General features: G+C 66.1%; 23 protein-coding genes and 1 tRNA gene. 9 read left to right on the top strand and 15 right to left on the bottom strand.

Annotation, left to right across the window (positions count from 1 at the left end; all coding sequences use genetic code 11):
• Positions 1-22: 22 nt before the first annotated feature.
• Together F3087_RS34955 and F3087_RS34950 are read left to right on the top strand one after the other, a co-directional pair.
• Complete coding sequence (locus tag F3087_RS34955) at positions 23-1,801, top strand: SDR family oxidoreductase (RefSeq protein ID WP_150406385.1); 1,779 nt, start codon at positions 23-25, stop codon at positions 1,799-1,801.
• A gap of 106 nt (positions 1,802-1,907) precedes the next feature.
• Positions 1,908-2,897: an IS481 family transposase gene (locus tag F3087_RS34950; protein WP_150406384.1), complete on the top strand. Its 990-nt coding sequence runs from the start codon at positions 1,908-1,910 to the stop codon at positions 2,895-2,897.
• Here F3087_RS34950 and F3087_RS34945 read toward each other — a convergent pair.
• The gene (locus F3087_RS34945) at positions 2,894-3,406 is read right to left on the bottom strand and encodes a glycine-rich domain-containing protein (RefSeq protein ID WP_150406383.1); all 513 of its coding nucleotides are present in this window, start codon (positions 3,404-3,406) and stop codon (positions 2,894-2,896) included. The genes F3087_RS34950 and F3087_RS34945 overlap by 4 nt on opposite strands.
• Positions 3,407-3,989: 583 nt before the next feature.
• Here F3087_RS34945 and F3087_RS34935 point away from each other — a divergent pair.
• Positions 3,990-4,997, top strand: a complete 1,008-nt coding sequence (locus F3087_RS34935) for a zinc-binding dehydrogenase (RefSeq protein WP_150406381.1) — start codon at positions 3,990-3,992, stop codon at positions 4,995-4,997.
• A 55-nt stretch (positions 4,998-5,052) separates the two neighbouring features.
• Positions 5,053-5,220, top strand: a complete 168-nt coding sequence (locus F3087_RS46185; protein ID WP_191094294.1) for a hypothetical protein — start codon at positions 5,053-5,055, stop codon at positions 5,218-5,220.
• A gap of 6 nt (positions 5,221-5,226) precedes the next feature.
• On the opposite strand, the gene F3087_RS34930 is transcribed toward F3087_RS46185, so the two are convergent.
• A complete protein-coding gene (locus tag F3087_RS34930) occupies positions 5,227-5,658 on the bottom strand; it encodes a nitroreductase family deazaflavin-dependent oxidoreductase (RefSeq protein WP_150406380.1) in 432 nt (143 codons plus the stop codon).
• Positions 5,659-5,777: 119 nt separating this feature from the next.
• Here F3087_RS34930 and F3087_RS34925 point away from each other — a divergent pair.
• Positions 5,778-5,851: transfer RNA gene (locus F3087_RS34925), tRNA-Ile, on the top strand.
• Between the two features lie 331 nt (positions 5,852-6,182).
• Here the strand turns inward: F3087_RS34925 and F3087_RS34920 are convergent.
• The 3 genes from F3087_RS34920 to F3087_RS46180 form a co-directional block, all read right to left on the bottom strand.
• Positions 6,183-8,909 carry an ATP-binding protein gene (locus F3087_RS34920; protein WP_150406379.1) on the bottom strand — a complete coding sequence of 909 codons (2,727 nt, stop codon included), beginning with the start codon at positions 8,907-8,909 and terminating at the stop codon, positions 6,183-6,185.
• Between the two features lie 67 nt (positions 8,910-8,976).
• Positions 8,977-11,829: an ATP-binding protein gene (locus F3087_RS34915; RefSeq protein WP_191094293.1), complete on the bottom strand. Its 2,853-nt coding sequence runs from the start codon at positions 11,827-11,829 to the stop codon at positions 8,977-8,979.
• Positions 11,830-11,900: 71 nt separating this feature from the next.
• Complete coding sequence (locus tag F3087_RS46180) at positions 11,901-12,338, bottom strand: hypothetical protein (protein ID WP_191094292.1); 438 nt, start codon at positions 12,336-12,338, stop codon at positions 11,901-11,903.
• A gap of 152 nt (positions 12,339-12,490) precedes the next feature.
• Between F3087_RS46180 and F3087_RS34910 the strand changes: the two genes are divergently transcribed.
• Positions 12,491-12,913 carry a YdeI/OmpD-associated family protein gene (locus F3087_RS34910; RefSeq protein WP_150406377.1) on the top strand — a complete coding sequence of 141 codons (423 nt, stop codon included), beginning with the start codon at positions 12,491-12,493 and terminating at the stop codon, positions 12,911-12,913.
• Here F3087_RS34910 and F3087_RS46175 read toward each other — a convergent pair.
• Positions 12,893-13,540 (bottom strand): NAD(P)H-dependent oxidoreductase, encoded by a 648-nt coding sequence (locus F3087_RS46175; protein WP_191094291.1) that lies wholly within the window; start codon positions 13,538-13,540, stop codon positions 12,893-12,895. The two genes, F3087_RS34910 and F3087_RS46175, sit on opposite strands and share 21 nt — an antisense overlap.
• 51 nt (positions 13,541-13,591) lie before the next feature.
• Between F3087_RS46175 and F3087_RS46170 the strand changes: the two genes are divergently transcribed.
• A complete protein-coding gene (locus tag F3087_RS46170; protein ID WP_191094290.1) occupies positions 13,592-13,954 on the top strand; it encodes a MerR family transcriptional regulator in 363 nt (120 codons plus the stop codon).
• A gap of 126 nt (positions 13,955-14,080) precedes the next feature.
• Complete coding sequence (locus tag F3087_RS34900; protein WP_150406375.1) at positions 14,081-14,587, top strand: flavin reductase family protein; 507 nt, start codon at positions 14,081-14,083, stop codon at positions 14,585-14,587.
• A gap of 1 nt (position 14,588) precedes the next feature.
• On the opposite strand, the gene F3087_RS34895 is transcribed toward F3087_RS34900, so the two are convergent.
• Both F3087_RS34895 and F3087_RS34890 read right to left on the bottom strand, forming a co-directional pair.
• Positions 14,589-15,425 carry an RNA polymerase sigma factor SigF gene (locus F3087_RS34895; protein ID WP_150406374.1) on the bottom strand — a complete coding sequence of 279 codons (837 nt, stop codon included), beginning with the start codon at positions 15,423-15,425 and terminating at the stop codon, positions 14,589-14,591.
• The gene (locus F3087_RS34890) at positions 15,415-15,897 is read right to left on the bottom strand and encodes an anti-sigma factor (protein WP_150406373.1); all 483 of its coding nucleotides are present in this window, start codon (positions 15,895-15,897) and stop codon (positions 15,415-15,417) included. The genes F3087_RS34895 and F3087_RS34890 overlap by 11 nt, the downstream gene beginning before the upstream one ends.
• 192 nt (positions 15,898-16,089) lie before the next feature.
• Between F3087_RS34890 and F3087_RS34885 the strand changes: the two genes are divergently transcribed.
• Complete coding sequence (locus F3087_RS34885) at positions 16,090-16,770, top strand: PAS and ANTAR domain-containing protein (RefSeq protein ID WP_150406425.1); 681 nt, start codon at positions 16,090-16,092, stop codon at positions 16,768-16,770.
• A 3-nt stretch (positions 16,771-16,773) separates the two neighbouring features.
• On the opposite strand, the gene F3087_RS34880 is transcribed toward F3087_RS34885, so the two are convergent.
• From F3087_RS34880 to F3087_RS34850, 7 genes are all read right to left on the bottom strand, one after another.
• Positions 16,774-17,676, bottom strand: a complete 903-nt coding sequence (locus F3087_RS34880; protein WP_150406372.1) for an STAS domain-containing protein — start codon at positions 17,674-17,676, stop codon at positions 16,774-16,776.
• A 181-nt stretch (positions 17,677-17,857) separates the two neighbouring features.
• A complete protein-coding gene (locus F3087_RS34875) occupies positions 17,858-18,589 on the bottom strand; it encodes a phosphoribosyltransferase (RefSeq protein WP_150406371.1) in 732 nt (243 codons plus the stop codon).
• Positions 18,590-18,766: 177 nt separating this feature from the next.
• Positions 18,767-19,522 carry a GAF and ANTAR domain-containing protein gene (locus F3087_RS34870; protein WP_150406370.1) on the bottom strand — a complete coding sequence of 252 codons (756 nt, stop codon included), beginning with the start codon at positions 19,520-19,522 and terminating at the stop codon, positions 18,767-18,769.
• 15 nt (positions 19,523-19,537) lie between these two features.
• Positions 19,538-20,290, bottom strand: coding sequence for a GAF domain-containing protein (locus tag F3087_RS34865; RefSeq protein ID WP_191094289.1), 753 nt, complete (start codon positions 20,288-20,290; stop codon positions 19,538-19,540).
• 170 nt (positions 20,291-20,460) lie between these two features.
• A complete protein-coding gene (locus F3087_RS34860; protein ID WP_223885573.1) occupies positions 20,461-22,371 on the bottom strand; it encodes a CheR family methyltransferase in 1,911 nt (636 codons plus the stop codon).
• Positions 22,368-23,084 (bottom strand): chemotaxis protein CheB, encoded by a 717-nt coding sequence (locus F3087_RS34855; protein ID WP_223885572.1) that lies wholly within the window; start codon positions 23,082-23,084, stop codon positions 22,368-22,370. The genes F3087_RS34860 and F3087_RS34855 overlap by 4 nt, the downstream gene beginning before the upstream one ends.
• Positions 23,056-23,382 carry a hypothetical protein gene (locus F3087_RS34850; RefSeq protein WP_150406368.1) on the bottom strand — a complete coding sequence of 109 codons (327 nt, stop codon included), beginning with the start codon at positions 23,380-23,382 and terminating at the stop codon, positions 23,056-23,058. The genes F3087_RS34855 and F3087_RS34850 overlap by 29 nt, the downstream gene beginning before the upstream one ends.
• Between the last annotated feature and the right edge of the window lie 31 nt (positions 23,383-23,413).

The raw sequence follows: 23,413 nt of genomic DNA, 5'->3' as shown, positions 1-23,413 counted from the left end.
TCTGGTCAGCAAGGAGAAACCGATGACGACCATCGAACCCCCGGAGCTCGTGGCCGCCGAGCGGACCGTGCGCAACGGCGAATTCGAGCTCGCCGTCTACGAATACGGCGACCCGACCGCGGAAACCGTGGTGCTGGTGCACGGCTGGCCGGACACCAATCACCTCTGGGACGCGGTGGTGCCGTTGCTGGCCCGGCGTTTCCACGTCGTCACCTATGACACCCGCGGGCACGGCCGGTCCACCCGGACCCGGCGCACCGAGGACTTCCGGCTCGACCAGCTCGCGGGCGACTTCTTCGCCGTCGTCGACGCGGTCAGCCCGGACCGGCCGGTGCACGTGCTCGCGCACGACTGGGGTTCGGTGCAGGTGTGGGAGGCGGTGTGCGAGCCGCGCGCGGCCGCGCAGATCGCGTCGTTCACCTCGGTGTCAGGGCCGAACCTCGACCACATCGGGAACTGGATGCGCAACCGGCTGTCCCGGCCGACGCCGCGCAACCTCTGGCAGCCGTTCACCCAGGCGCTGTCCTCGGCCTACACGTTCTTCTTCATGACGCCGGGGCTGCCGCGCGCGGTCTTCGGTCTGCTGGGCACCGAGCAGCGGTGGCAGCGGGTCGTCTCGATCATGAACGAGACGCCGCCGTCGAATGTGACGCTCGGCCCGACCTTCCGGCAGGACATGGTCGACGGCCTGCTGATCTACCGCGCGAACATCGTGCAGCGCTTGCTTTCCCCGCGTGAGCGGCACACCGAGGTGCCGGTGCAGCTGATCGTCGCGGGTCGCGACGTCGCGGTGCGGCCGGCCGGCTACGACGACGAACGCAAATGGGTGCAACGACTCTGGCGGCGCGACGTGCCCGCCGGGCACTGGATGCCGTTCTCGCATCCCGAGCTCTTGGCCACCGCGACCACCGAGCTGATCGACACGGTCAACGGCGCGACGACTCCGCGCGGGTTGCGCCGGGCCGAAGTCGGCCGCAGCGCAAAGCCGTTCGAGGATCAGCTCGTGGTGATCACCGGCGGTGGCAGCGGCATCGGCCGGGAGACAGCGCTGGCCCTTGCTCGGCGTGGCGCCGAAATCGTGTTGTCCGACATCAATCTCGCGTCGGCCAAGGAGACCGCCGAGCTGATCGCCGCCGAACACGGTGTGGCGCATCCGTATCAGCTCGACGTGTCCGATGCGGACGCGGTGACCGCGCACGCCGAGATCGTGCTGGAAAACCATGGTGTGCCGGACATTCTGATCAACAACGCCGGAATCGGCCAGGCCGGTGGATTCTTCGACACCTCCGCCGCGGAGTTCGACCGGGTCATGCGGATCAACCTCGGCGGCGTGCTGAACGGCTGCCGCGCCTTCGGATCCGCCATGGCCGAGCGCGGATTGGGCGGGCACATCGTCAACCTGTCCAGCATGGCCGCCTACAGCCCGCAGCAGGGGTTCAGCGCGTACTCCACCAGCAAGTCGGCGGTGTTCATGTTCTCCGACTGCCTGCGCGCGGAACTGGCCGGGCGCGGGATCTCGGTGCACACCATCTGCCCCGGCATCGTGCACACCAATATCGTTGCCAACACCCGATTCTCGGGCGTCAGCGCCGAAGAGGAGAAGGCCAAGCAGCAGCGCTACGACAACCTCTACCGCAAGCGCAGCTACGGGCCGGAGAAGGTGGCCGAGCAGATCGTGCGGGCCGTGGAGAAGGACCGCAGCATCGTGCCGGTGACGCCGGAAGCCCGGTTGCAGTACCACTTCAGCAGGCTCGCGCCCGCGGTCGGCCGGTTCGTCGCGGCGCGGGTAAAGCTGACCTAGTTGTACTGACCATGGACGTTGGTGACGGCGTGGCGAGCTGACATGGCGAAGACCTCCGAGTGAAGTGAGAGCTGTCTAGGAACTCATTCACCTGCCGGAGGTCTTCGTGTCTCACCGTAATGCCCCGCTCTCGGAGTTGGGTCGGTTGCGTCTTGCTCGTTGTGTCGTCGATGACGGCTGGCCGTTGCGGCGGGCAGCCGAACGGTTCCAGGTCTCGGCGACCACCGCGGCACGCTGGGCAAAGCGCTATCGCCTGCAGGGAGCAGCCGGGATGGCCGATCGGTCCTCACGCCCGCACCACAGCCCGTACCGGACATCGACTCATACCGAGCGTCGCATCATCAAGGTCCGTGTCCTGCGCAGGTGGGGACCCGCACGCATCGCCTACCTGCTCGGTCTGCATCCCTCGACCGTGCACCGGATCCTGACCCGTTATCGGCTGGCGCGGCTGCGCTGGCTCGACCGGGCCACCGCTGAGCCGATACGCCGCTACGAACACCAGGCGCCCGGGGATCTGATCCATATCGATGTCAAAAAGCTCGGCAAGATCCCCGACGGCGGGGGCTGGCGCAAACTAGGACGCACCGCCGGCAACCGAAACTCCCAGGCACACAAGCCAACCGGGCAAACCAACACCTACGGCAATCCGCGTCACGGCTACCACTACCTGCACACCGCCCTCGACGATCATTCCCGCCTCGCCTACACCGAACTACTCGCCGATGAACACAAAGACACCGCCGCCGCGTTCTGGGCCCGCGCCAACGCCTGGTTCGCCAACCACGGCATCACCATCCGAAAAGTATTGACCGACAACGGTTCCTGCTACCGATCCCGCACCTTCGCCGACGCGCTCGGACCGGTCATTCACCAACGCACCCGCCCCTACCGGCCACAAACCAACGGCAAAGTCGAAAGATTCCACCGCACACTCGCCGACGAATGGGCCTACGCACAGCTCTACCGCAGCGACCTCGAACGATGCACAGCCTTCACCACCTGGCTCCACACCTACAATCACCACCGCGGCCACACCGCACTCGCAGGCCACCCACCAGCCAGCCGCGTCACCAACCTCTCAGGTCAGTACACCTAGTCCGCCAGGGTGCGCAGGTCGGCCTCGATGGCCGCGACGCGTTCGGCGTCGACGCCCCACGGGTGTTCGACGCCGACCCTGCGGTCCAGATCCCAGAGCACGCAGGTCTCGCCCGGTTCGGCGACCAGCGCCCAGGCCACCACGGTGCGGCCGAGCTGTTCGCCCATCGAGCCGTGCGAAACCTTCGGCGGCCCGGCGCCTTCCGGGAAATGATGCAGGAAGCGGCCGTAGGCGGCGGCGCAGAACTCGGCGTAGCGCTCGGTGCAGAGGATGAAACCGTGCCAGGCCTCGTCGACCGCATGCGACGGCATGCCGACGACCTGGCCGTCGCGCATGGCCGCGCCGCAGCAGCGCAGCCATTGCCGCAGGCCGGTCTCCACCAGGTCGCGGGGGTGCCACGGGGAGGTCTTGTAGACGGCCTCGGGCAGCTCCAGCGCGGCGACCGCGGCGTTGACCGTCGCGAGGTCGATGTCGCGCGGCCGGGAACTGCGGAAGCGGAAAGACAGCACAGTTCACTGTACGCAAGCACGCTGCGCCGTTACGGTTCATGAATGGCTGATCTCGTCGTTCTGGTGGTCGTGCTGCTGATCGTGGTGCTCGTCTTCGCGACGCCGTTCATCATCATCGGCGTGATCGTCAGGGCTGTGCGCAACACCCGGCGGGTTCCGCCGTATGGGGCTCGGCGCGGGGGTCCTCGGCGGCGGTATGGCGGGGGTTACGACAGTTCGGACCCGTACTGGGCGGCCGGTGCCGCCGGGTTCGCCGATGGTGGCTCGTCGAGTAGCTGTAGCGGGGGCTGGGATCCGGGGCACGGAGGTGGTCATCACCATCACGGTGGTCATCACGACAGTGGAAGCGGTAGTAGCTGCGGGGGCGGGAGCAGCAGCAGTTGCAGTGGCGGAAGCAGTTCCAGTTGCGGTGGCGGGAGCAGTTCCAGCTGTGGCGGCGGGAGCAGCAGTAGCTGTGGCGGCGGAAGCTCCTGAGCTCGGAGTGATTTCGCGGTCGGCATAATCGCTCGACTTGACCTCAACGTTGATTGAGGTTCCATGCTTGGTCCTGTCAGTCGGAACAGGGAAGCGATGGAGGATGGTCATGCGGGCTGTGCAGGCAATGGAATTCGGTGGACCCGACGTGCTCACCGTGCGTGAGGTGGCGGAACCGAGCGCCGGGCCGGGTGAGGTGGTCGTCGACGTGGCCGCCGCCGACGTGATGTTCCTGGACACCCGCTTGCGCAGCGGCTGGGGCGGCGACTACTTCAAGCTGGAGACGCCGTACGTGCCCGGTGGCGCCGTCGCCGGCGTGATCAGCGCGGTGGGCGCCGGGGTCGACGCGGCCTGGATCGGCAAGCGCGTCGCCACCGCGACCGCGGCGAGCAAGATCGGGGGCGGCCAGCCGATCGGTGGTTACGCCGAAAAGGCTTTGGCCAGGGCCGAATCGCTGACCGCGGTGCCGGACGGATTGAGCCTGGCGCAGGCGGTCGCGCTCGCCCACGACGGCAAGACGGCACTCGCGGTATTCGACCGGGCCGCGATCCAGCCGGGGGAGTGGGTGCTGATCACCGCGGCCGGAGGTGGCCTGGGCACCTTGCTGATTCAGCTTGCGCACGCGGCCGGCGCACACGTGATCGCCGCCGCGCGCGGGCACGCCAAGCTGGAACTCGCCGAGCGCCTCGGTGCCGACGCCGTCGTGGACTACTCCGAACCGGGCTGGTCGGACAAGGCTCGTGCGGCGACCGGTGGTGCGGGCGCGAATGTCGTGCTGGATGGCGCGGGTGGTGTGCTGGGCGAGGACGCGCTCGACGCCGCGGCAGACAACAGCCGATTCCTCGGATACGGCGCCTCGGCAGGCGAATTCGCGGCACCGGACGCCGAGGCGACGACGGCGCGCGGCATCACCGTCCTCGGACTCTTCGACATCACCGACGCGAACACCGATTGGGCCGGGCTCGCCGAACGTTCCCTCGCCGAGGCCGCCGCCGGGCGGCTGGAAGTGGTGATCGGCCAAGCCTTTCCGCTCGACGACGCCGAAAGTGCGCACGCCGCCATCGAATCCAGGACCGCGGTCGGGCGCACCCTGCTGACCGTGGGTTCTGCCCGCTGAGACCGTTCGGTTTCAGCCCTGGCGGGCACCCTGGCTCGGCGCTAGGGTGCCCTGGGTGGAGACTCTGATCGTTGTTGGTGTGGTCCTCGTGGTACTGGCCCTGGTCATCGTTGTCGTGCAAATCGCCAGCAGACCCCCGAAAGACGGGAGGCGTTGGGACAGAGATGATCCCGACGACTACGACGAGCACTGGGAGGAGCGCGACGACGACTACCGGGACTGACCGAACTCAGCCGACCGGCGACAGCACGACCACCGGAATGGGCCGCTTGGTCATCTTCTGGTAAGCGCTGTAGCGCCCCTTATTGATTTTGTCGACGATCGCGAACCGGCGAGCGTAATCCGCATCGTCCGGATAAGTCGGCCGCGCGACCACCACTATCGTGCGCCGCCCGATCTGAATCTCACACTCCGGCTTGGCTTTCACGTTCGCCAGCCACCCCGGCGGCCGCGGCGACCCACCATTGGACGCCGTCACCAAATAGTCCGCCCCATCCGTCCCGTACGTCAGCGCCGAGGTCCGCGCCTGCCCCGTCTTGCGCCCCACCGTCCGCAGCAGCAACGTCGGATTCCCGAACAGCACCCGGTGCCCCACCAACCCACCGCTGTTCTCGTACACCCACTGGTGCACCTTCAGCACATTCGCGAACAAACTCGCCATGCTCGACCCTCCAGTACGGTTGCCGGACGCCCAACCCTAACCGCCACCCCGGGTCCAAGTGGTGCAAGCCCCACCCCAGCCGGTAGCATCCCCCACGCCTGCGGTACACCCGCAGAAGCGGGGCGGTAGCTCAGTCGGTTAGAGCCGTGGACTCATAATCCATTGGTCGCGGGTTCGAGCCCCGCCCGCCCCACAACCATCTTCTCGGTCTTCTTTCCTCGGCTTCCCCCGCCGATTCCTGCTTCCGGTCTTCTCCGGTCCGGAAATCTGATTCATAGGTCCTGACCTGCGGGTTCAGTAGGTGAACGGCTGATCTGGCTTGGCGGTACTTCAGTGTTTTCAGTGATGATTGCCGCGCCACAAGGGAGTGGTGGCAGGGGCGCCGCAGGTGGAGGGGATCAGCGGCGGTCCCAGCTTTCCGGGCCGGTGCGCGGGAGTCGATCTCGGAGTTCGGACGGTGGGGTTCGAGCGTGGCGAGATGGGTTGCCGCGGCCTCGGTTTCGGATGGGCTCGACGAGGTGTGATCAGAGGGCAGCCCGGCAGTCGGCGATGCCTTCCGCGGCGCGGGCTTGCTCGGTTCGGTTGTCGGTGTCGGCTGCCACCGTCGACGCCTCGGTGAACACCGTCAGCGCCTCGCCCGGTTTGCCGGATGCCGACAGCGCCCTCGCGAGATTGTTGAGAGTCTCGGCCTCTTTGACCCGATAGCCGATCTCCCGAAACAGGTTCAGAGCTTGCCGAGACAGATCGGCCGCCCGATCGTGATCGCCGGTCTCCAGACAGACCGCGCCGAGATTGGCGAGGGCCTCGGCTTCGCCGATCCGGAACCCGGTCTCGCGGAACAAAATCAGGGCTTGCTGGGAGAGATCGGCGGCCTGCTCGAGGTCGGCTGTCTCCCGACGCACGGTCGCGAGGTTGTTGAGATTGATGGCTTCGCCGAGACGGTGGCCGATTTCTTGGCACACGGCCAGTGCCCGCTGGATCAGGTCGGCGGCCTGCGCGTGATCGCCGATCTCGCGGCGCACGAGCCCGAGGTTGCCGAGGGCGGTGGCTTCACCGCTCGGATTGCCGATCTCCCGGAATAGTGCGGCCGCACGCAGCAGCAGGTCGGTGGCTTCGCCATAGTCTCCGGCTTCGCGGTGCACGCCGCCGAGCATGCTGAGCGCACCTGCTTCCCCGAGGCGGTAGCCGGTCTCCCGGAACACGATCAGGGCTTGCTGGATCAGGTCCGCGGACTGTCGATAGTCGCCGGTGTCTCGATGTAAGCCGCCAAGCCTGGCGAGGGCGTCGGCTTCGCCGATGCGGTGGCCGGTCGCCTGGAACAAGGTCAGGGCCTGCTGGATCAGGTCGGCGGACTGTCGATAGTCGCCGGTGTATCGGTGTAAGCCGCCGAGGGTGATCAGCGTGTTGCCTTCGCCGATGGGGTAGCCGGTCGCGCGGTACAGGGCGAGTGCCTGCCGGAGTAAGTCGGCGGCTTGCTCGTATTCGTACCTCCCGCTTTGCCATTGCACGATAGCGAGGTTGGTGAGTGCGTTCGCTCGGCCGAGATGATTGCCGAGCTGCCCTGCGGCCTCGACGGCGCGTTGATGCAGCTTGTGGGCCGTTGGCCACGGCCCTTCGCGCTCCAGCAGTTCCGCCAGTACCTCGGTCAGCCCGACCATGCGCGCGGGATCGTGGTCGGCGGCGTACTCGAGGCAAGCGAGCAGGTTGGCTCGCTCCATTCGCATCCACGCCAGCGCGCGCCGCTCGTCGTCGAATTCCCGCACCAAGGCACTGGTGCGGCCGGGTGGGTAGTTGCCGTCAGCGGGTCGAGGTCTTCGCGTCAGCCATCGGTCTGCGGCTGCGGCGGTGGCCTGGTAGTAATCCAGTACCCGCTGAACCGCCTCGGTGCTGAGTGGTGCTGCCGCACCGAGAGCACGGACGTATTCACGCACGAGATCGTGCATGCCATAGCGGCCGGGTTTCGTCTCCTCGATCAGGTTGTCCGTGTAAAGAGCGTCGAGTTCGGACCGAGCCTCTGTGAGTGGTATGTCGTTCAGGGCGGCGACGGCATAAGCGTCGAAATCGAGGCCGGGATGCAGCCCGAGCCTGCCGAACAATTGCTGCCGTTGCGGTGGCAGGCTCTCGTACGAGGCCGTGAACGCGGCACGTACCGCGCGCTGGCCTGCGTCGAGTTCACCGAGGCGGTCTTGTGCCGTGCGGAATTCCTCGGCCAAGCCGGCGAGCGTCCACGCCGGATGATGGGCGAGGCGGCCCGCCAATAGCACGATCGCCAGTGGCAGGTATCCGCACAACCGGACGATCTCGGCGACTGCCGCGACGTCGTCGCCTTGCGGATTCCGTTGAGCTAACTGGCAGAACAGGTCGATCGCGTTGTCGGGTTCGAGGGTGTCCAAGGGGAGCGGGAGGGCGTCGTCCAGGGCGACGAGTCGGCGGCGGCTGGTGATGAGCGTGAGACATTCGGGTCCGGCGGGTAGCAAGGGTTCGATCTGGGCGTGGTCTCGGGCGTCGTCGAGAACCAGCAGGATCCGTTTGGCCGCGACGCGGTCACGCCACAGGTCACTGCGGGCAGCAAGAGTGTCCGGGATGTGGCTCGGTGCGATGCCGAGGCCGGTGAGCAGGGTAGCCAGCACGTCGGTGGGATCGGCGGGTGTCTGTCCCGGGGTGTGGGTGTTCAGTTCGACGAAGAATCTGCCGTCGGGAAACCGATCCGTCAGCAGATGTCCCGCCCGGGTGACCAGCGCCGTCTTCCCGACACCAGGCATGCCGTCGATGGTGTGGATGGAGACCACCCGCCCCGGCCCGGCGGCATCGAGTATCCGCTGCACTTCGGCGTCGCGGCCGACGAATGTCGGGACATCGCGTCGCAGTGAGGTCGTCACCGTGGGGCGTACGGGCTGAGCGATGGCGGCCTTCCACACGCGCCGCCACGTAGACCGGTTCGACAAGTCCGCCGGAACGGGACCGGTTGTTTGCCTGGCGAGCGCGATCAGTGTGACCAGTACCGGATCCAGTGCTTCGAATCGGGAGGGCACGTTGCGTCCGCTGCGCCAGTCGCTGATGCGTTGCATCGATGAACGCTGGCTCTGTGCCGGTGTGCGTGCGGCTTTCAGTCGTGCTTCGGTGGTGGCTGCGACTCGTTGCAGGGTGGGATTTCCTGCGGCGTCCCACAGCTCGGCCAACCTGGTCACGAAGAGCGCTCGCGGCGAAGATCCCTCGCCGCCACCTCCGGTCTCGCTGATCTCACCACGCACCGACCCAAGATAATGGCTGGTCCGGCCTTTGACGACGGTCTGGGCGGACGCTGTGTGCGGGAGTTGATCACTGGGGCTCGGGCGGTGTGGGTTCGAGCGTGGCGAGATAGGTTGTCGCGGTATCGGTTTCGGATGCGCCGAGGTGGCGGTAGAGGTCGACGGCTTGGCGAAGGTGGGTGGCGGCGTCTGTGGTTTCACCGAGATCGGCCTGACAGCGGGCGATGCCTTCCAGGGCGCGGGCTTGCTGAATTCGGCTGTCGATGTCTCGGGCTATGGCCAGCGCGTCGGTGAACATTGTCAGCGCGGCACCCGGCTCGCCGGTTGCCGACAGGGCCTTCGCGGTGTTGTTCAGTGCCTCGGTTTCGCCGATGCGATAGCCGATCTTCCGAAACAGGGCCAAAGCTTGGCGGGAGAGGTTGGCGGCCTGTTCATGGTTTCCGGTTTCCTGGTACACGACGCCGAGGTTGGCTAGTGCTTCGGCTTCGCCGATCCGGTAGCCGGTCTCCCGAAACAAGGTCAGCGCACGCCGGGACAGATCGGCGGCCTGCTGATAATCCTTGGTTTCTCGACACACGGTGGCGAGGTTGTTGAGATTGATGGCTTCGCCCGCACGGTGGCCGATTTCCCGAAATCGGTCCAAGGACTGCTGGATCAGGTCGGCGGCCTGCTCGAAATCTCCGGTCTCCCGGCACACGAGGCCGAGGTTGCCGAGGCACCTGGCTTCACCCTTGTGATGGCCGATCTCCTGGAACAACGCCATAGCACGCAGAAGTAAGTCGGTCGCCTGTCCATAGTCTCCGGTCTGGAGGTGCACGGCGCCGAGCATGCTGAGCGCGCCGGCCGTGCCGAGGTGGTAGTCGGTCTTTCGGAACAGGATCAAGGACTGCTGGATCAGGTCGGCGGCCTGCTGATAATCGCCGGTGTCTCGGAGTACCCCACCGAGTCTGATCAGGGTGTCGGCCTCGCCGATGGGGTGGCAGGTCGTCCGATACAGGGCGAGCGCCTGCCGGAGAAGATCGACGGCCTGCTCATGGTTACCGGCGTTGCGGAGTAACCCGCCGAGATTGGCCAGGGTGTCGGCTTCGCCTACCGGTTCGCCGGTCTCCCGGTAGAGGGCGAGGGCCTGCCGGAGCAGGTCGACGGGTTGCTCGAACTTTCCGGTCTGCCACAGCACGATGGCGAGGTCGGTCCGGGCGTTCGCCTCGCCGAGCCGGTCGCCGAGGCGATTCGCCGCCGCGGCCGCGCGCTGGTGCAGCCGCCGGGCCGATGACCACGGCCCTTCGCGCTCCAGCAACGCCGCCAGCACCTCGGTCAACTCGACCATCCGCGCGGGATCGTGGTCGGCGGTGTACTCGATGCAGGCGAGCAAGTTGGCTCGTTCGGTCCGCATCCACGCCAGCGCATGCATCTCGTCGTCGAATTCCCGCGCCAGGGCACCGGTCACGCCGGGGGTGCGGTGGTTGTCGGCCGGGCGGGGCCTGCGGGTCAACCATCGGTCCGCGGCTGCGGCGGTATCCCGGTAGTAGTCGAGCAGTCGCTGAATTGTGTTGGCGGCGTCGATGGACGCCGCTGTCGAGGCGAGGGCGCGGACGTACTCGCGGACCAAGTCGTGTAGGCGGTACCGGCCGGGTGCGCTCTCCTGGATGAGGTTGTCGGTGTAGAGGGCGTCGAGGTGGGTTCGTGCTTCGGTGAGCGGTATGTCGTTCAGTGCGGCTACGGCGTGGGCGTCGAAGTCGGTGCCGGGGTGCAGGCCCAGGGTGCGGAACAACTGTTGTCTGCTGGGTGGCAAGTTGTCATAGGAGGCGGTGAATGCGGCGCGGACTGCGCGTTGGCCGGCGTCGAGTTCGTCGAGCCGGTCTTGGGCGGTACGGAATTCCTCCGCTGAGCCGGCGAGTGTCCAGGCTGGGTGGTGGGCGAGGCGGCCGGCCAGTAGAACGATTGCCAGCGGGAGGTATCCGCATAATCGGACGATTTCGGCGACCGCGGTGATGTCGTCGCCCTGCGGTGTTCGTTGGGCCAAGCGGCAAAACAAGTCGATCGCGCTGTCCGGATCGAGGGTGTCCAGGGGGAGCGGCAGAGCGTCGTCCAGGGCGACGAGTCGGCGGCGGCTAGTGATCAAAGTGAGGCATTCCGGCCCGGCCGGCAGTAAGGGTTCGATCTGGGCGTGGTCTCGGGCGTCGTCGAGGATCAGCAGGATCCGTTTGGCGGATACGCGGTCGCGCCATAGGTCGCGGCGTGCGTGGAGGGAGTCGGGGATGTGGCTGGGTGCGATGCCGAGGCCGGTGAGCAGGGTGGCGAGTACTTCGGTGGGGTCTGCGGGTGTCTGGCCTGGGGTGTGTGAGTTCAGTTCGACGAAGAATCTGCCGTCGGGGAATGTCTCTGACAGGAGGTGTGCGGCGCGGGTGACCAGCGCGGTTTTGCCGACGCCTGGCATGCCGTCGATGGTGTGGATGGAGACCACTCGTCCGGGTCCGGCGGCGTCGAGGATGCGTTGTACTTCGGTGTCGCGTCCGACGAACATCGGAACGTCGCGTCGCAGCGAGGTCAGTACCGCGGGGCGTACGGGTTGTGTGCTGGCCGCTTTCCACAGTCGTCGCCAGGTCGAGCGGTTGGACAAGACCGGGGGGATCGGGCCGGATGTTTGTCGGGCGAGTGCGATCAGTGTGACCAGTACGGGGTCCAGTGCTTCGAATCGGGAGGGCACGTTGCGTCCGCTGCGCCAGTCGCTGATGCGTTGCATCGATGAACGCTGACTCTGTGCCGGTGTGCGCGCGGCTTTCAGCCGTGTCTCGGTGGTGGCCGCGACTCGTTGCAAGGTGGGATTTCCTGCGGCGTCCCACAGCTCGGCCAACCTGGTCACGAAAAGTGCCCGCGGCGAAGAGCCCTCGCCGCCACCGGTCTCGCTAGTCTCGCCACGCACCCCCCACACGATAAGGGCCTCGGCAGGTCGCGGATATGAGCCTGCCTCCCGGGACGACGCTGGACCAGCGGCTAACGCGTCGCGCCCTTTTCCCTGGTCTGCTTGGCCAGTTCCTGCTCGAACTGTTCGGGCGTGAACTTGATCTCGCCCTTCGGGAAGGTTTTGCATCCTTTGGCGGTGACTTTGCCCGGTTGGATGGCGGTGCCGGTCGTGGCCGTCGTGGGTGCGAGTTTGCCGTCGGGGTTGACGCCGCAGAGGTAGTACGGCTCTTTCTTGGTGGCGTCCAGAATGAAGAAGAGGCCGGTGATGTCGCCGTCCTTGGGGGCCTTGTTGGTTGCGGTGCACTTGTCGGCCGTCACCGGGCCGAGGTTGTCGCTGATTTCCTTGCCGGGCTCGATGGTTTTGCATCGGTAACTCGGAGACGTCACGGCGTGCGCGCTGGGCGCGAGAAAGACCAGCGAGGCGACGGTGGTGAGGCCGGCGGCGAGCTGGGCGGGGCGGCTTGGCACTGGGTGGGCCTCGATTCTGTGAGGGTTCCGGCGTGGAACACCCCGCTATTCGGACCCGAGTCGGTCTTTGGATTGGTCGCGTCCGTGATCATCGGCAGACCTCGGCAGAAAAGTGCTCATTCGGTGAGCACTTAAGTGCGGATGATGAGCTTATGGAAAGCATCGACGCAGGTTCTCATCGGTTTTCGACTTCAGCGCAGTGGGAGTCGTGGCTGGCCGACCGGCATGACGACGCGGCGGACGTCTGGCTGGTGATCGCCAAGAAGGGCGCCGAAGGGCTCACGATCGGCGAGGCGCTGGATGTCGCGCTCTGCTTCGGGTGGATCGACAGCCACCGAAAGGCCTTGGACGAGCGGCATTTTCTGCAACGGTACTCACCGCGCCGCGCGAAAAGCCCGTGGTCGCAGCTGAATATGTCGAAGGCCGAGGCATTGATCGCGGCGGGTCGGATGCGGGAACCCGGATATGCGGCGATCGAAGCGGCCGAGGCGGACGGGCGATGGACGGCCGCGAAGGCGCGGACGCCGGGCGCCCGCGCCGCGCGGATCGGGACGTCACTCGCGCGAGTGAGCTGACCGATCGAACGCCGCTTGTGCCCGCTGCGCCAGATCGGCACCGAGCTTGTACCCCTGGGCCGCCAGTTCCTGATGTGCTTGCGGATCACTGGTTTCGGTGCCGTAGAGGATCTCGATCGATGATTCGGCGATCTCGGAATAGTCGGCGATGCCGTGTTGCAGTTGGAGCGAGATCGAGTCCTTGTACCCGCGGCGATCGAAGGTGCGCTGGTTGACTCCCGCCAGGGCGATGAAGTGCAGCTCGTCGATCGCGCTGGGCCCGTTCGGGGAAGGGTTCTCGTAAGCCCAACCGCGGCTGAAGACGCGATCGATCCACCCCTTGGCGAGCGCGGGCATCGACCACCAGTAGACCGGGAACAGCAGCGCGACGACGTCGGCCGATTCGATCAGCTCCTGCTCGCGCCGCACATCCTCGGGCACCTCGCCGACCAGCCGGTGGACCGCGAGATCCGCCGCGCTGAACACCGGATCGAATCCCGATTTGGTCAGGTCATGCGTTGTGGCAGTAGTGTTTCCGTCCGCCTGGATGCCTTGCTCCACCGCGCGGGCGATGGCCCAGGTGGCGGACTCGTGGTCCGGGTGCGCGACCACCAGCAGGACGTTCGGCCGACTCCGTTCGTTCGTCATACGGCCAAGGTAAAGTATGACACTAACGTCAATGTCAAGGAGGAGCCCGCGGTGCGGATCAAGGATTTGAGCGAGCTCACCGGCGCGACCCCGCGGATGCTGCGGCACTACGAGAACGCCGGCGTGCTGACCCCGCAGCGCGATCCGAACGGCTACCGGCATTATCGCCAGGAAGACGTCAAGACGGTGCACGACATCCGCTGCCTGCTCGCCTCCGGCCTGTCCCTGTCCGAGGCCGCCGCGCTGATCCACATCGCCTGCACCGCCCCGCAGAGCGCCACCGACCAGGACCGCGACGATGTGCTGGCGCAGCTCGACGAGCGCACCCGCCAGTTGGACGCGGGCATCGAACGACTCCTCGCCGAAAAAGCGAACATCCTCAAACTCCGCGAAGACGTCATGACCGGGCGTTGACGAAAATTCGCCGCCCTGATCACCGCCGATGTCTCGTAGTGTGGGTTACGGACTGCCCACTTGCCGTGGTCCCGAGCCGTGTCGAACCCGCGGCGACGGATCCCGGCCGAGCCGAGCGCGAGGACCATGTCGGACAACGTCACAGCAGCCAGAACCGGTTTCGACGCGGTGATCGCGGCCGCCGACTACCCGGTGTTCGTCGTGACCGCCCGGGCCGACGGCCGCCAAGCCGGGTGTCTGGTCGGCTTCACCTCACAGGTGAGCATCGAGCCGCCGCGCTTTCTGGTCGGCATCTCCAAGAACAACTTCACCTTCGGCGTCGCGATGGCCGCCGAGCACCTCGCCGTTCATCTGCTCGGCCGCGAACAGTCCTCGCTCGCGGCGCTTTTCGGCGCGGAGACCGGCGACGACATCAACAAGTTCGCGCACTGCAAATGGCAACCGGGCCCGTCGGACTTGCCGATCCTGGCCGCCGCCGCGGGCTGGTTCACCGGCCGCATCCTCGAACGCCACGATCTGGGTGATCATGTCGGCATGCTCATCGCGCCGGAGGAGTCCTCCGCGCCGCCACCGCACACCGAATCGCTGCGCTACGACCTCGTCGCCGATTTGAAGCCGGGACACGTGGCGTAGCTCAGGCCACCTGGGCGGGCCGGTCGTCCAGCGCTTGCGTACGGAGGGTGTTCAACGTCTTGGTCAGAATGCGCGAGACCTGCATCTGCGAAACCCCGAGCTGCTCGGCGATCTGCGCCTGCGTCAGCGATTCGAAGAACCGCATGATCAGCACCTGCCGCTCGCGCTCGGGCAACGCCGCGATCAACGGACGCACCGTCATCGACTGCTCCAGCAGTTCGTAGCACGGTTCCTCGGCACCGAGGCCGGCCACGACGGACAACGTCGCGTTCTCGCCGTCGTCGCGGGTGATGCCCTCGATCGAATTGGTCTGGTACCCGTTACGCGCGATCAACGCCTGGGTGACCTCGCTGAGTTCGACGTCCAGCTCGGCGGCGATCTCCCTGGCATTGGGCACCCGGCCGAGCCGGTTCGTCAACGCCTCGGTGGCCGGCCCGATCAGCTGCTGAATCTCCTTGAGCCGACGCGGAACTCGCACCGCCCAGGTGCGATCCCGGAAGTGCCTGCGCACCTCGCCCATGATCGTCGGCACGGCGAAGGACAGGAACGAACTCCCGCGCGAGACATCGAACCGGTCGACCGCGAGAATCAAACCGACCCTGGCGATTTGATGCAGATCGTCGAAAGCCTCACCGCGGCCGGAGAATTTGCGCGCGATGTGTTCGGCCAGTGGCAGGCACAGCCGGGTTATTTCCTCGCGCAACTCATTCCGGTGCGGATCCTGTGCGGTGAGCGTGGCCATCTTCTCGAACCAAGGCTCGATGTTGTCGTAACTGTCACCGTGCGAACTGCTGCGCCGCGATGTCTCGGTCCGGTCGGCGGTGAACTCACGTTGCATCGGATATACCTCGCTCCCAACTGAATTCGATGGCCGTCGGATATCCACCCGAGTCGAGATCAAACGAATCCTGGAACAACTCGGCCGAATCGGTCAGCACCTGCACCAACTGCCAGCTCAGCGGGTCGCGGCTGACTTCGACATCGCGGGTGGTGACCGCGCTGAGCCGCACGCCGATCCGTCGCTTGTTGTAGGTGAACGCACACCGCAGCGTCGATGCGGGCACCGCGTCGAGCATCAGCGCGGTCGCCGCTTCGCTGAGCACCAGCCGGATGTCCGGGATCGCATCGAGCGTGACATCGGCCATCATGCAGGTCGTATCGGTCAGCGCACGCAGCATCCCCAGCTCGTGCGGTTCCGCGGCCAGTTCGAAGGCCACTCGGTGTGCGACTACGGCCGTTTGGTGTGGTGTCGATGTCTTGGAAACCACCTTCATCATGTTCACCGCCTCCCAACGATTCACTGATGCCATACCCGCGAAGTCTGTGCCCAACCCGATAGCCTGCATCTCGGCGCGGCGGTGTGACTCGTCTTACCCTTCGGATAGGGCACAAGGTCACCGCCGGCAGGGCAGAAGGTCCCCCGCGAACAGGGCCCAAAGACACGAGCGTGCGACCGCCGAGACGGAGCGAAAACCGCAGGTAGGGCGCATACTTACCCGGTGATGGAAACAGGCGCGACGGCCACCGAGGCGGCGACTCACGCGGTCGTCCAGGTGGTCGGTGGCGGCACGCCGCAGGCGACCGGAAGCTTCGGTTTCTGGTTCGCCGATCAACGGTGGCAGTGGTCGGACGAGGTCGCCGTGATGCATGGATACGAGCCCGGGACGGTGACACCGACGACGGAACTGCTGCTCTCGCACAAACATCCGGACGATCGCGCGCAGGTCGCGGAGACGATCGCCAAGTCGCTGCGCAACGCCGAACCGTTCTGTAGCCGGCACCGCATCATCGACACCGCCGGTCAGATGCGCCATGTGATCGTCTTGGGCGACACCATGACCGAGGACGGCAAGGTGATCGGCACCACCGGTTACTACGTCGACCTGACCGAGACTATCGACGAACAGCGCCAAGACCTGCTGGACGGCGCACTGCCGGAACTGTTCGAGGCGCGGGCCGTGATCGAGCAGGCCAAGGGCGTGCTGATGCGGGTATATCGGCTCAACGCCGAGCAGGCGTTCCGGGTGTTGCAGTGGCGCTCGCAGGAAACGAACGTCAAGCTGCGCACGCTGGCTGCGCGGCTCATGGCCGAACTCGACTCACTGCCGCCCGCGCCGCCGCAGGTGCAGACCGCGTTCGACCATCTGCTGCTGACCGTCCACGAGAACACCGGACCGGACTAGCCGTCAGCTCTCCGGTCGCCGGGTGTTGTCTCCGGTGCTGCTCCGGCTGACCTCGTAGCCGAGTAGTCGTTCGGCCTCCTCGATGCCACCCTGGAGGTCGCCGACCGCGTTCATCTTGGACAGGTCCAGTCCGATGGTGACCAGGGTCAGCGCGATCTCCGAGGACAGTCCGGTGATGATCACGCTCGCACCCATCAGTCCCGAGGCGTCGACGGTCTGCACCAGGTGGTTGGCCACGGTGGAGTCGATGGTCGGCACGCCGGTGATGTCGATGACGACGACCTTGGCGCGGTTGGCCCGGATCGCGCGCAGCAGCTGCTCGGTGAGCTGACGGGCCCGCTGCCCGTCGAGCACACCGATGATCGGCAGGATCAGCAGCTGTTCACGCACCTGGAGAACAGGCGTGGACAGCTCACGGATTGCCTCCTGCTGCTGGCGGATGATGCGCTCACGTTCCTCGACGAAGGAGACGCCCACGGTGTTGGCGATCCGGTTGGCGGCGGGTTCGTACGCGTCGAGCACGGCGTTGAGCAGTTGGAAATCGGTCTGATATTTCTCGAACAGCGAGCGGGCCAGCACATCGCGCAGCAGCAGCACGATGCCGAGGACCTCGTCGGTTTCGACGCCGCGCGGAATGATGCGCTCGGACAGGTCGCGCGCGTAATCCTGCAACGCTTCCACCGATCCGGTTTCCAGCACGGCCACGTAGTTGTCATAGACGGAGGTGGCTTCGGAGAACATTTCGTCCGGCGTCATCGCGGTGAGCAACTGCGCCTCGGTGATGCGGCGCGCCCATTCTTCGCGCAGGACGGTGCGATTCTGCCGCAGGTGCTCGACCAGCTCGGAGAGCAGACCCTCGCTGACACCGTTGGAGCTGATCTCAGTCGGGAAAGCAGTAATCGACATCTCGGACAATGCCGCCTCCGGTCCATCCCACGCACTTCGGAATCGCGTGCTCGAAAAATGCAATGGTCGGCCGCTTGCTGGACCGCTCCACCGTCCGCAGGATCGTATACCTATCGTCGGCGTCGGAGCCATCGAAAGGATCTAGGCCCGGTTTCCGGGCGCGGCGACCGGGGTAACCCACTTACCGGTTTCCGTATCTGCTCTCCGCCAGGCGAATTCGGGCAGGGGCGGCTTGGCCGCCGAGCAATTGGCCCACGTCGGTGTCGGTGACCGGATCGCAGTGCAGGTAGGACTCGTCCAGCGGGCGAGGATGCGGCGGCGTCTCCAAGCACACGATTTTGTCCGCGTGGTAAGCCAGCGCGCGCACGATCCGGTGCGGCGCCACCGGGACGGCCAGGACCACCCGGACCGCGCCGCGACGATAGGCGGCGCGGCAGGCGGTTTGCGCGGTGATGCCGGTGGCGACGCTGTCGTCGACAACCAGCGCCGTGCGCCCGTCCAGTTCGGCCGGCGGACTGTGCACACGGAACCGTTGGGACCGGCGGTACAGGCTGGCGCGCTCGTGGGATTCGGTCTCGGCCAGCTCCTCGGCGGTCAGCAGGGCGCTGCGGACGACGACCTCATCGATGATGCGGGTGTCGTCCTCGCTGATCGCGCCGAAGGACAGGTCGGGCCGATAGGGGACGCGGAGCTTGTTGACGACGATCGTGTCGAGCGGCAGTTGCAGGTTAGCGGCGACCTCGCAGGCCACCTGAACGCCGCCGCGGGGGACGCCGAGGACGACCACATCCGGGCCGCGGAAGGCCTGCAACCGATCAGCGAGACGGCGACCCGCGTCGCGCCGGTCGATGAACAGCGAACGCCGATGCGCGCGCTGGTCGGTGTGGGCGCTGGATAAGGCGGAATCATCCATGTCGTCCCCCGAGTATCGAGTGGCGGAATCCGGAGCCGCGCTTCAGGACTCAGGAGGACATCGTCAATTCTACTCGGCAGTACCGATTCCGTCGTCGGTTTGCCGGTGCGCGCCGGCTTGTCGGCCGGCTGGGCCGCCGGCGTCGAGTTCGTGAACTAGGTTGGGGGAGTGGATTACTCACGACCGCCGGTGCTGGCGCGACGACTGGCCCGGTTCGATGAAACGAGGTGAGGCGGGTTTACTGCCGGTGACCGTCTCGATGATCTCCGCGGCCAAATCAGCGACGCGCACATTGCGGCGCTGAGACATGTCGCGCAGCACCTCGAAGGCCGCGTCGCGGTCGCACCGGCGTTCGGCCATCACGATGCCGAGGGCCTGATCGATGGTGGATCGGGAGGCCAGGGTCGCCCGCAGCTGCTCGGTCAGCTTGACCTGCTGGGCGGTATCGGCCGCGACCGTGAGCAGCGTGCCGATGTGCTCGGCGGTCAAGGTGGCGGCTTGTCTGGTCCGGTCGGTGAAGCCGTTCGGCCGGGTCGAGTAGAGCGACAGTGCGCCCAGTGCTTCGCCGTTCACCGAAAGCGGTTGGGCGTACACGGATTTGATGCCGTAGGCGAGTATCCGGGTCGAGTATCCGCCCCAACGGTGCTCCATCGCGACATCGGGCACCGAAACCTGTTGTGCGGTATCGATTGCCTGTAGGCACGGGTCGTAACCCTCGCTGAACCTGGATTCCTCGATGAGCATCTCGTGCGCGCCGATCGAACCGCCGACGATGGTGCCGTGTGCGCGAGTCAAAGTGACCCCCGCCATCGGATGATCCGGCAGCATTCGCGTCACGGTATCGGCGACAGCGCATAGTGATTCGGCGACATCGTCACCGCTCAACAGCAGCGCGGTCAGCTCGGACATGCCCAACGCCAGCTCATCGGCCATGGAATACCCTGACGGTCAACATAATTGGTATCCGTCTTCCACTACCCGACGGGAGATCTCCGCGACGTCGAGGCTGTCGGCGAAGGCGCGTGCGCGCAACATCGCCAGCGCGGTGTCGATATCGCAACCGCAATGCACGGCAACCATGCCGACGGCTTGGTGTACGGCGCCGAAGTAGTCGGCGTCATCGAACAAGGTGCCGTGCGGTGCGTTGTCGTCGGTGGCCCCGTAGGAGGCGAGCAGCACCGTGTTGGCGAGGGCGTCGGCCACCTCCTCGGTGGCCGGCCCGGCGCCGGTGTGGACGCCACCGCGGCTGGTGAACGCGCAGAGGGAGCCGAGCAGGCGGGAAGTGCGCAACGGGACGGCGACCACGGACCGGACGCCGAGTTCGGACAGTGCCGGACCGTACTGGGGCCAGCGTGCGGCCAAGCCGGCGCTGCCCGCGGTGACGAGCTCCCGTCCGTCCAGCGCGTCGTGGGCCGGACCCTCGCCGATCAGCTGCTCGAGATCGTGTGCGGCACGTGCGGTCACGTCCGAGGCCGCGACGAGCAATTCCTCGCCCGTCTGGCCGAACAGGGTGACCGCGGCGCCGTCCATGCCGAGGTGCTGGGCTACTGCGGCCATGAAGACGGGACGGAGCGTGGTCTGGTCGCCGAAATGCCACCGCCGCAGGCGCAGGGCGTGTAATCGATGCAGTCGCGCGCAGGCGAGATGGCGGCTTTCGATACTTCGATACAGCTCCGCCATGCGTTGCCGGAATGCCTGCATTGATTGTTGTTGCGAACTAGTCGCTGCCTCGTATTTCATTGCCACCGCGGCCGCACGAGCGGCGCGCTGTTGCTCAGCGTCGAATTTTCGCCACTCGCGAGCGAATTCCTGGTGAGCGTCCGAGGGTGACCGCACGCTGTCGAGCCTACCGGCTTGCGCCGGTAAATGAGTCAATGACCCTGTATCGAATTAGTTGCCGACTGAACTTCTTCCATGAGCAAGACCACGCCCTCCCGTGTGCCGTCCAGCGGTGAGCAGGTCACCGCGCAGACGATCGACCGTCCGATGCGGTTGACCGCCGGGATCTCCACCGGCGCGCTGCGGCGTCCTGTGTTGAGGCAGGACTGGATGGATTCGTGCAGTGACTGGGCGCGCAGCCCGAAATCCAGTGCCATGAACCCTTGCCGATGCACCTCATCGAAGCGCAGGCCCCACATCTCCTCGGCGCCGCGGTTCCAACTGCGGACCCGCAACTGCTCATCGAGCACGACCACGCCGGCCGCGACACTGGACAGGACGCCCTCGAGGAAGGTGCGGGTCTCGTTCAATTCATCGGTGCGAATCCGCATTTCATCGTTCATCGTCTCCAGCTCTTCGTTGGTGGACTGGAGTTCTTCGTTGGTGGTTTCGAGTTCTTCGTTGGTCGATTGGAGTTCTTCGTTGGTGGTCTCCAATTCCTCGATGCTTGATTGGAGTTCTTCGTTGGTTGTCTCCAATTCTTCGTTGGTCGATTGGAGCTCCTCGTACGCTGTCTCGAGTTCCTCTCTTTTGCCTTTTACTTCGAGCGAGAGCCGCGTGGACACCGTCGTATCGATGAAGCTGACCACGACCCCGACGTCCGAGCCTTCGCTGCCCCATTGCGGTTGGACATCCACGTCGAAATACTGGGGTTCATCCAAGCCGAGTTGACGTTCCGCCGCGTTGACTCTGATGCTGCGGCGCTCGGCCACTGCCTGCTCGATCAGCGAGCGTAATTCGACGGGCCGATAGGAGATCTCCAGTTCGCTCAGCGGCCTGCCGATGTCCTGTGGCGTCAGGCCGAACAGTGTGCGCATCTGGTGGTTGAGGATGGCGACCTTGCCCTCGGTGTCCAGGCCGATCACCCCGAACGGAGCGGCCTCCAAGGCGAGCTCACCGAGTTGGCGTTTCCGGACCAAACCCTGCACCTCCTGGCCGAGGTCGACATCGATTCGCGCCGGGAGCGGCTGGCGCGGCGGCCTGGCCTCGCCGGCCCGGCGCCGGAAGACGCGCTGGCGCATGCTCGTCACCGAGAACCGCCCACCCTCGGAGAGCAGCAGTTCCGCCTTGCCGAGGACGAGGAAGCCACCCTCGCGCAGCGCGAACCGGAATCGGTCCAGGATGTGCGACTGCGTCTCGGCATTGAAGTACATCAACGTGTTTCGGCACACCAGCAGATCGAGCCGGGAGATGGGCGCGTCGCGGGTGATGTCGTGCCTGCCGAAGATCACCCGGCGGCGCAGGTCCGAGCGGAACGCGAACCGGTCGCCGATCGGCTCGAAATACCGGTCCCGGAGCTCCTCGGACAGATGACCGAGCGCCTTCGCCGGATAGATGCCGGAGCGTGCCTCGCGCAGGGCCTCCTCGTCGACATCGGTGCCGTAGAGCTTGACCCGTTTCGTGCACTCCTCGAGGCCGAGCACCTCGGCGAAAGCGATTGCCAGCGAATAGGTTTCCTGGCCGCTCGAACAGCCCGCACTCCAGATCCGGATCTCACTGTCCGGCAAGGTATTCGCGATCAGTTCCGGCAGCACCTCGCGCTGAAGGTATTGCCAGGCCTCCAGGTCGCGGAAGAAGCTGGTGACATTGATCAGGATGGTGTTGAACAGGTTGCGGAATTCATCCGCGTTGCTTTCCAGCAGATCGCGGTAGTCGAGGTAGTCGGCGACCTGAACCTCCTGCATCCGCTTGCGGATACGCCGGGTCAGCGACGTGCGCTTGTAGCCGGTGAAATCGAAGCCACGCGAATCGCGTATGAACAGCAGCAGATCCTCGAGTGCCGGGCTGCCGGTGTCGATGTCTTCACCCGGTGCCGCCATGATCTCCTCGTTCGACTCGGTCATAATGCGCTCTCTATTACCAGGCCTCGGATTACGTCGGCGATCTCGTCAAGTGGCACAACAAGATCCGCGCTGCCGGTCGCCACAGCCGCGTGCGGCATGCCGTTGAATTCCGCGTTGTCGGGATCTTGCACGACTACCGTGCCGCCTCGTGACTTTACTGCGCTGACTCCACTGGCGCCGTCGCGCCCTGTGCCGCTCAGCACGCAAGCGATCGCGCGTGAACCGTATGCGCCGGCCACCGATTCGAACAGCAGGTCGGCCGAGGGCCGGACGAAGTGGACGAGCTCACTGCCGGACAGCGCGAGGATGCCGCGCGGCTCCACCAGCAGGTGGTAGTTCGGTGGCGCGATGTACACGACGCCCGGCTGGACGACGTCGCCCGACTCGGCCAGCTTTACCTGCAATTCGGTTCGGCGCGAGAGCAATTCGGCCAGCACGGTCTTGTGGCGCGGATCGAGGTGCTGAACGATGAGGACGGGGACCGGCAGCGCGGCCGGGAGATCGCCGAGAACTTTGAACAGTGCGGTGATACCGCCCGCCGACGAGGCTATGGCGACGACGGCGTATTGATCATTCGTGGTCATGGTCGAACCGACCAGCCGTGAGATGCACGAGGTCAGCGTAACGCGGTGGCGGTTACCCGCCCAGTGACGGCTGCGGTCCGGCGCGGCGTGGCCGGGGGTCTTATCGCCGTCGCCTGCTGCGTAGTTCACCCATGGGTGCGGTCGCGGTCAAGTCGAGCATCGCCAGGCCGGTCGTGCGGATCATCGAATCGAGGCGGGTGAGGATGTCGACGATGGCGCCACGGTGTTCGTCGAGCTCCGCCGTGGTCAACCCGTCTTGGTCGAAGGCCATGCGGATCGTGTCCAGGCGCAGGCCGGTATCGAACAATTGTCGAACCAGCCGATCGCCCAGCTCGGCGAACTCGGTGGTGTCGTACAGCTGCGCGGTGGTGGGTAGCGGACGCGAGGCCGCGTGCTGGACGCGGTCGCCGCGAGATACGCGGGCCATGATTCCTCCGGGTCCGGTCGCGGACCCGGGG

The organism is Nocardia colli (genome assembly GCF_008704205.1).
In the GTDB taxonomy this organism is placed as follows: Bacteria; Actinomycetota; Actinomycetes; order Mycobacteriales; family Mycobacteriaceae; genus Nocardia; species Nocardia colli.
Note: the sequence above shows the minus strand (reverse complement) of the source record. Positions and strands in the feature narration are given on the sequence as shown.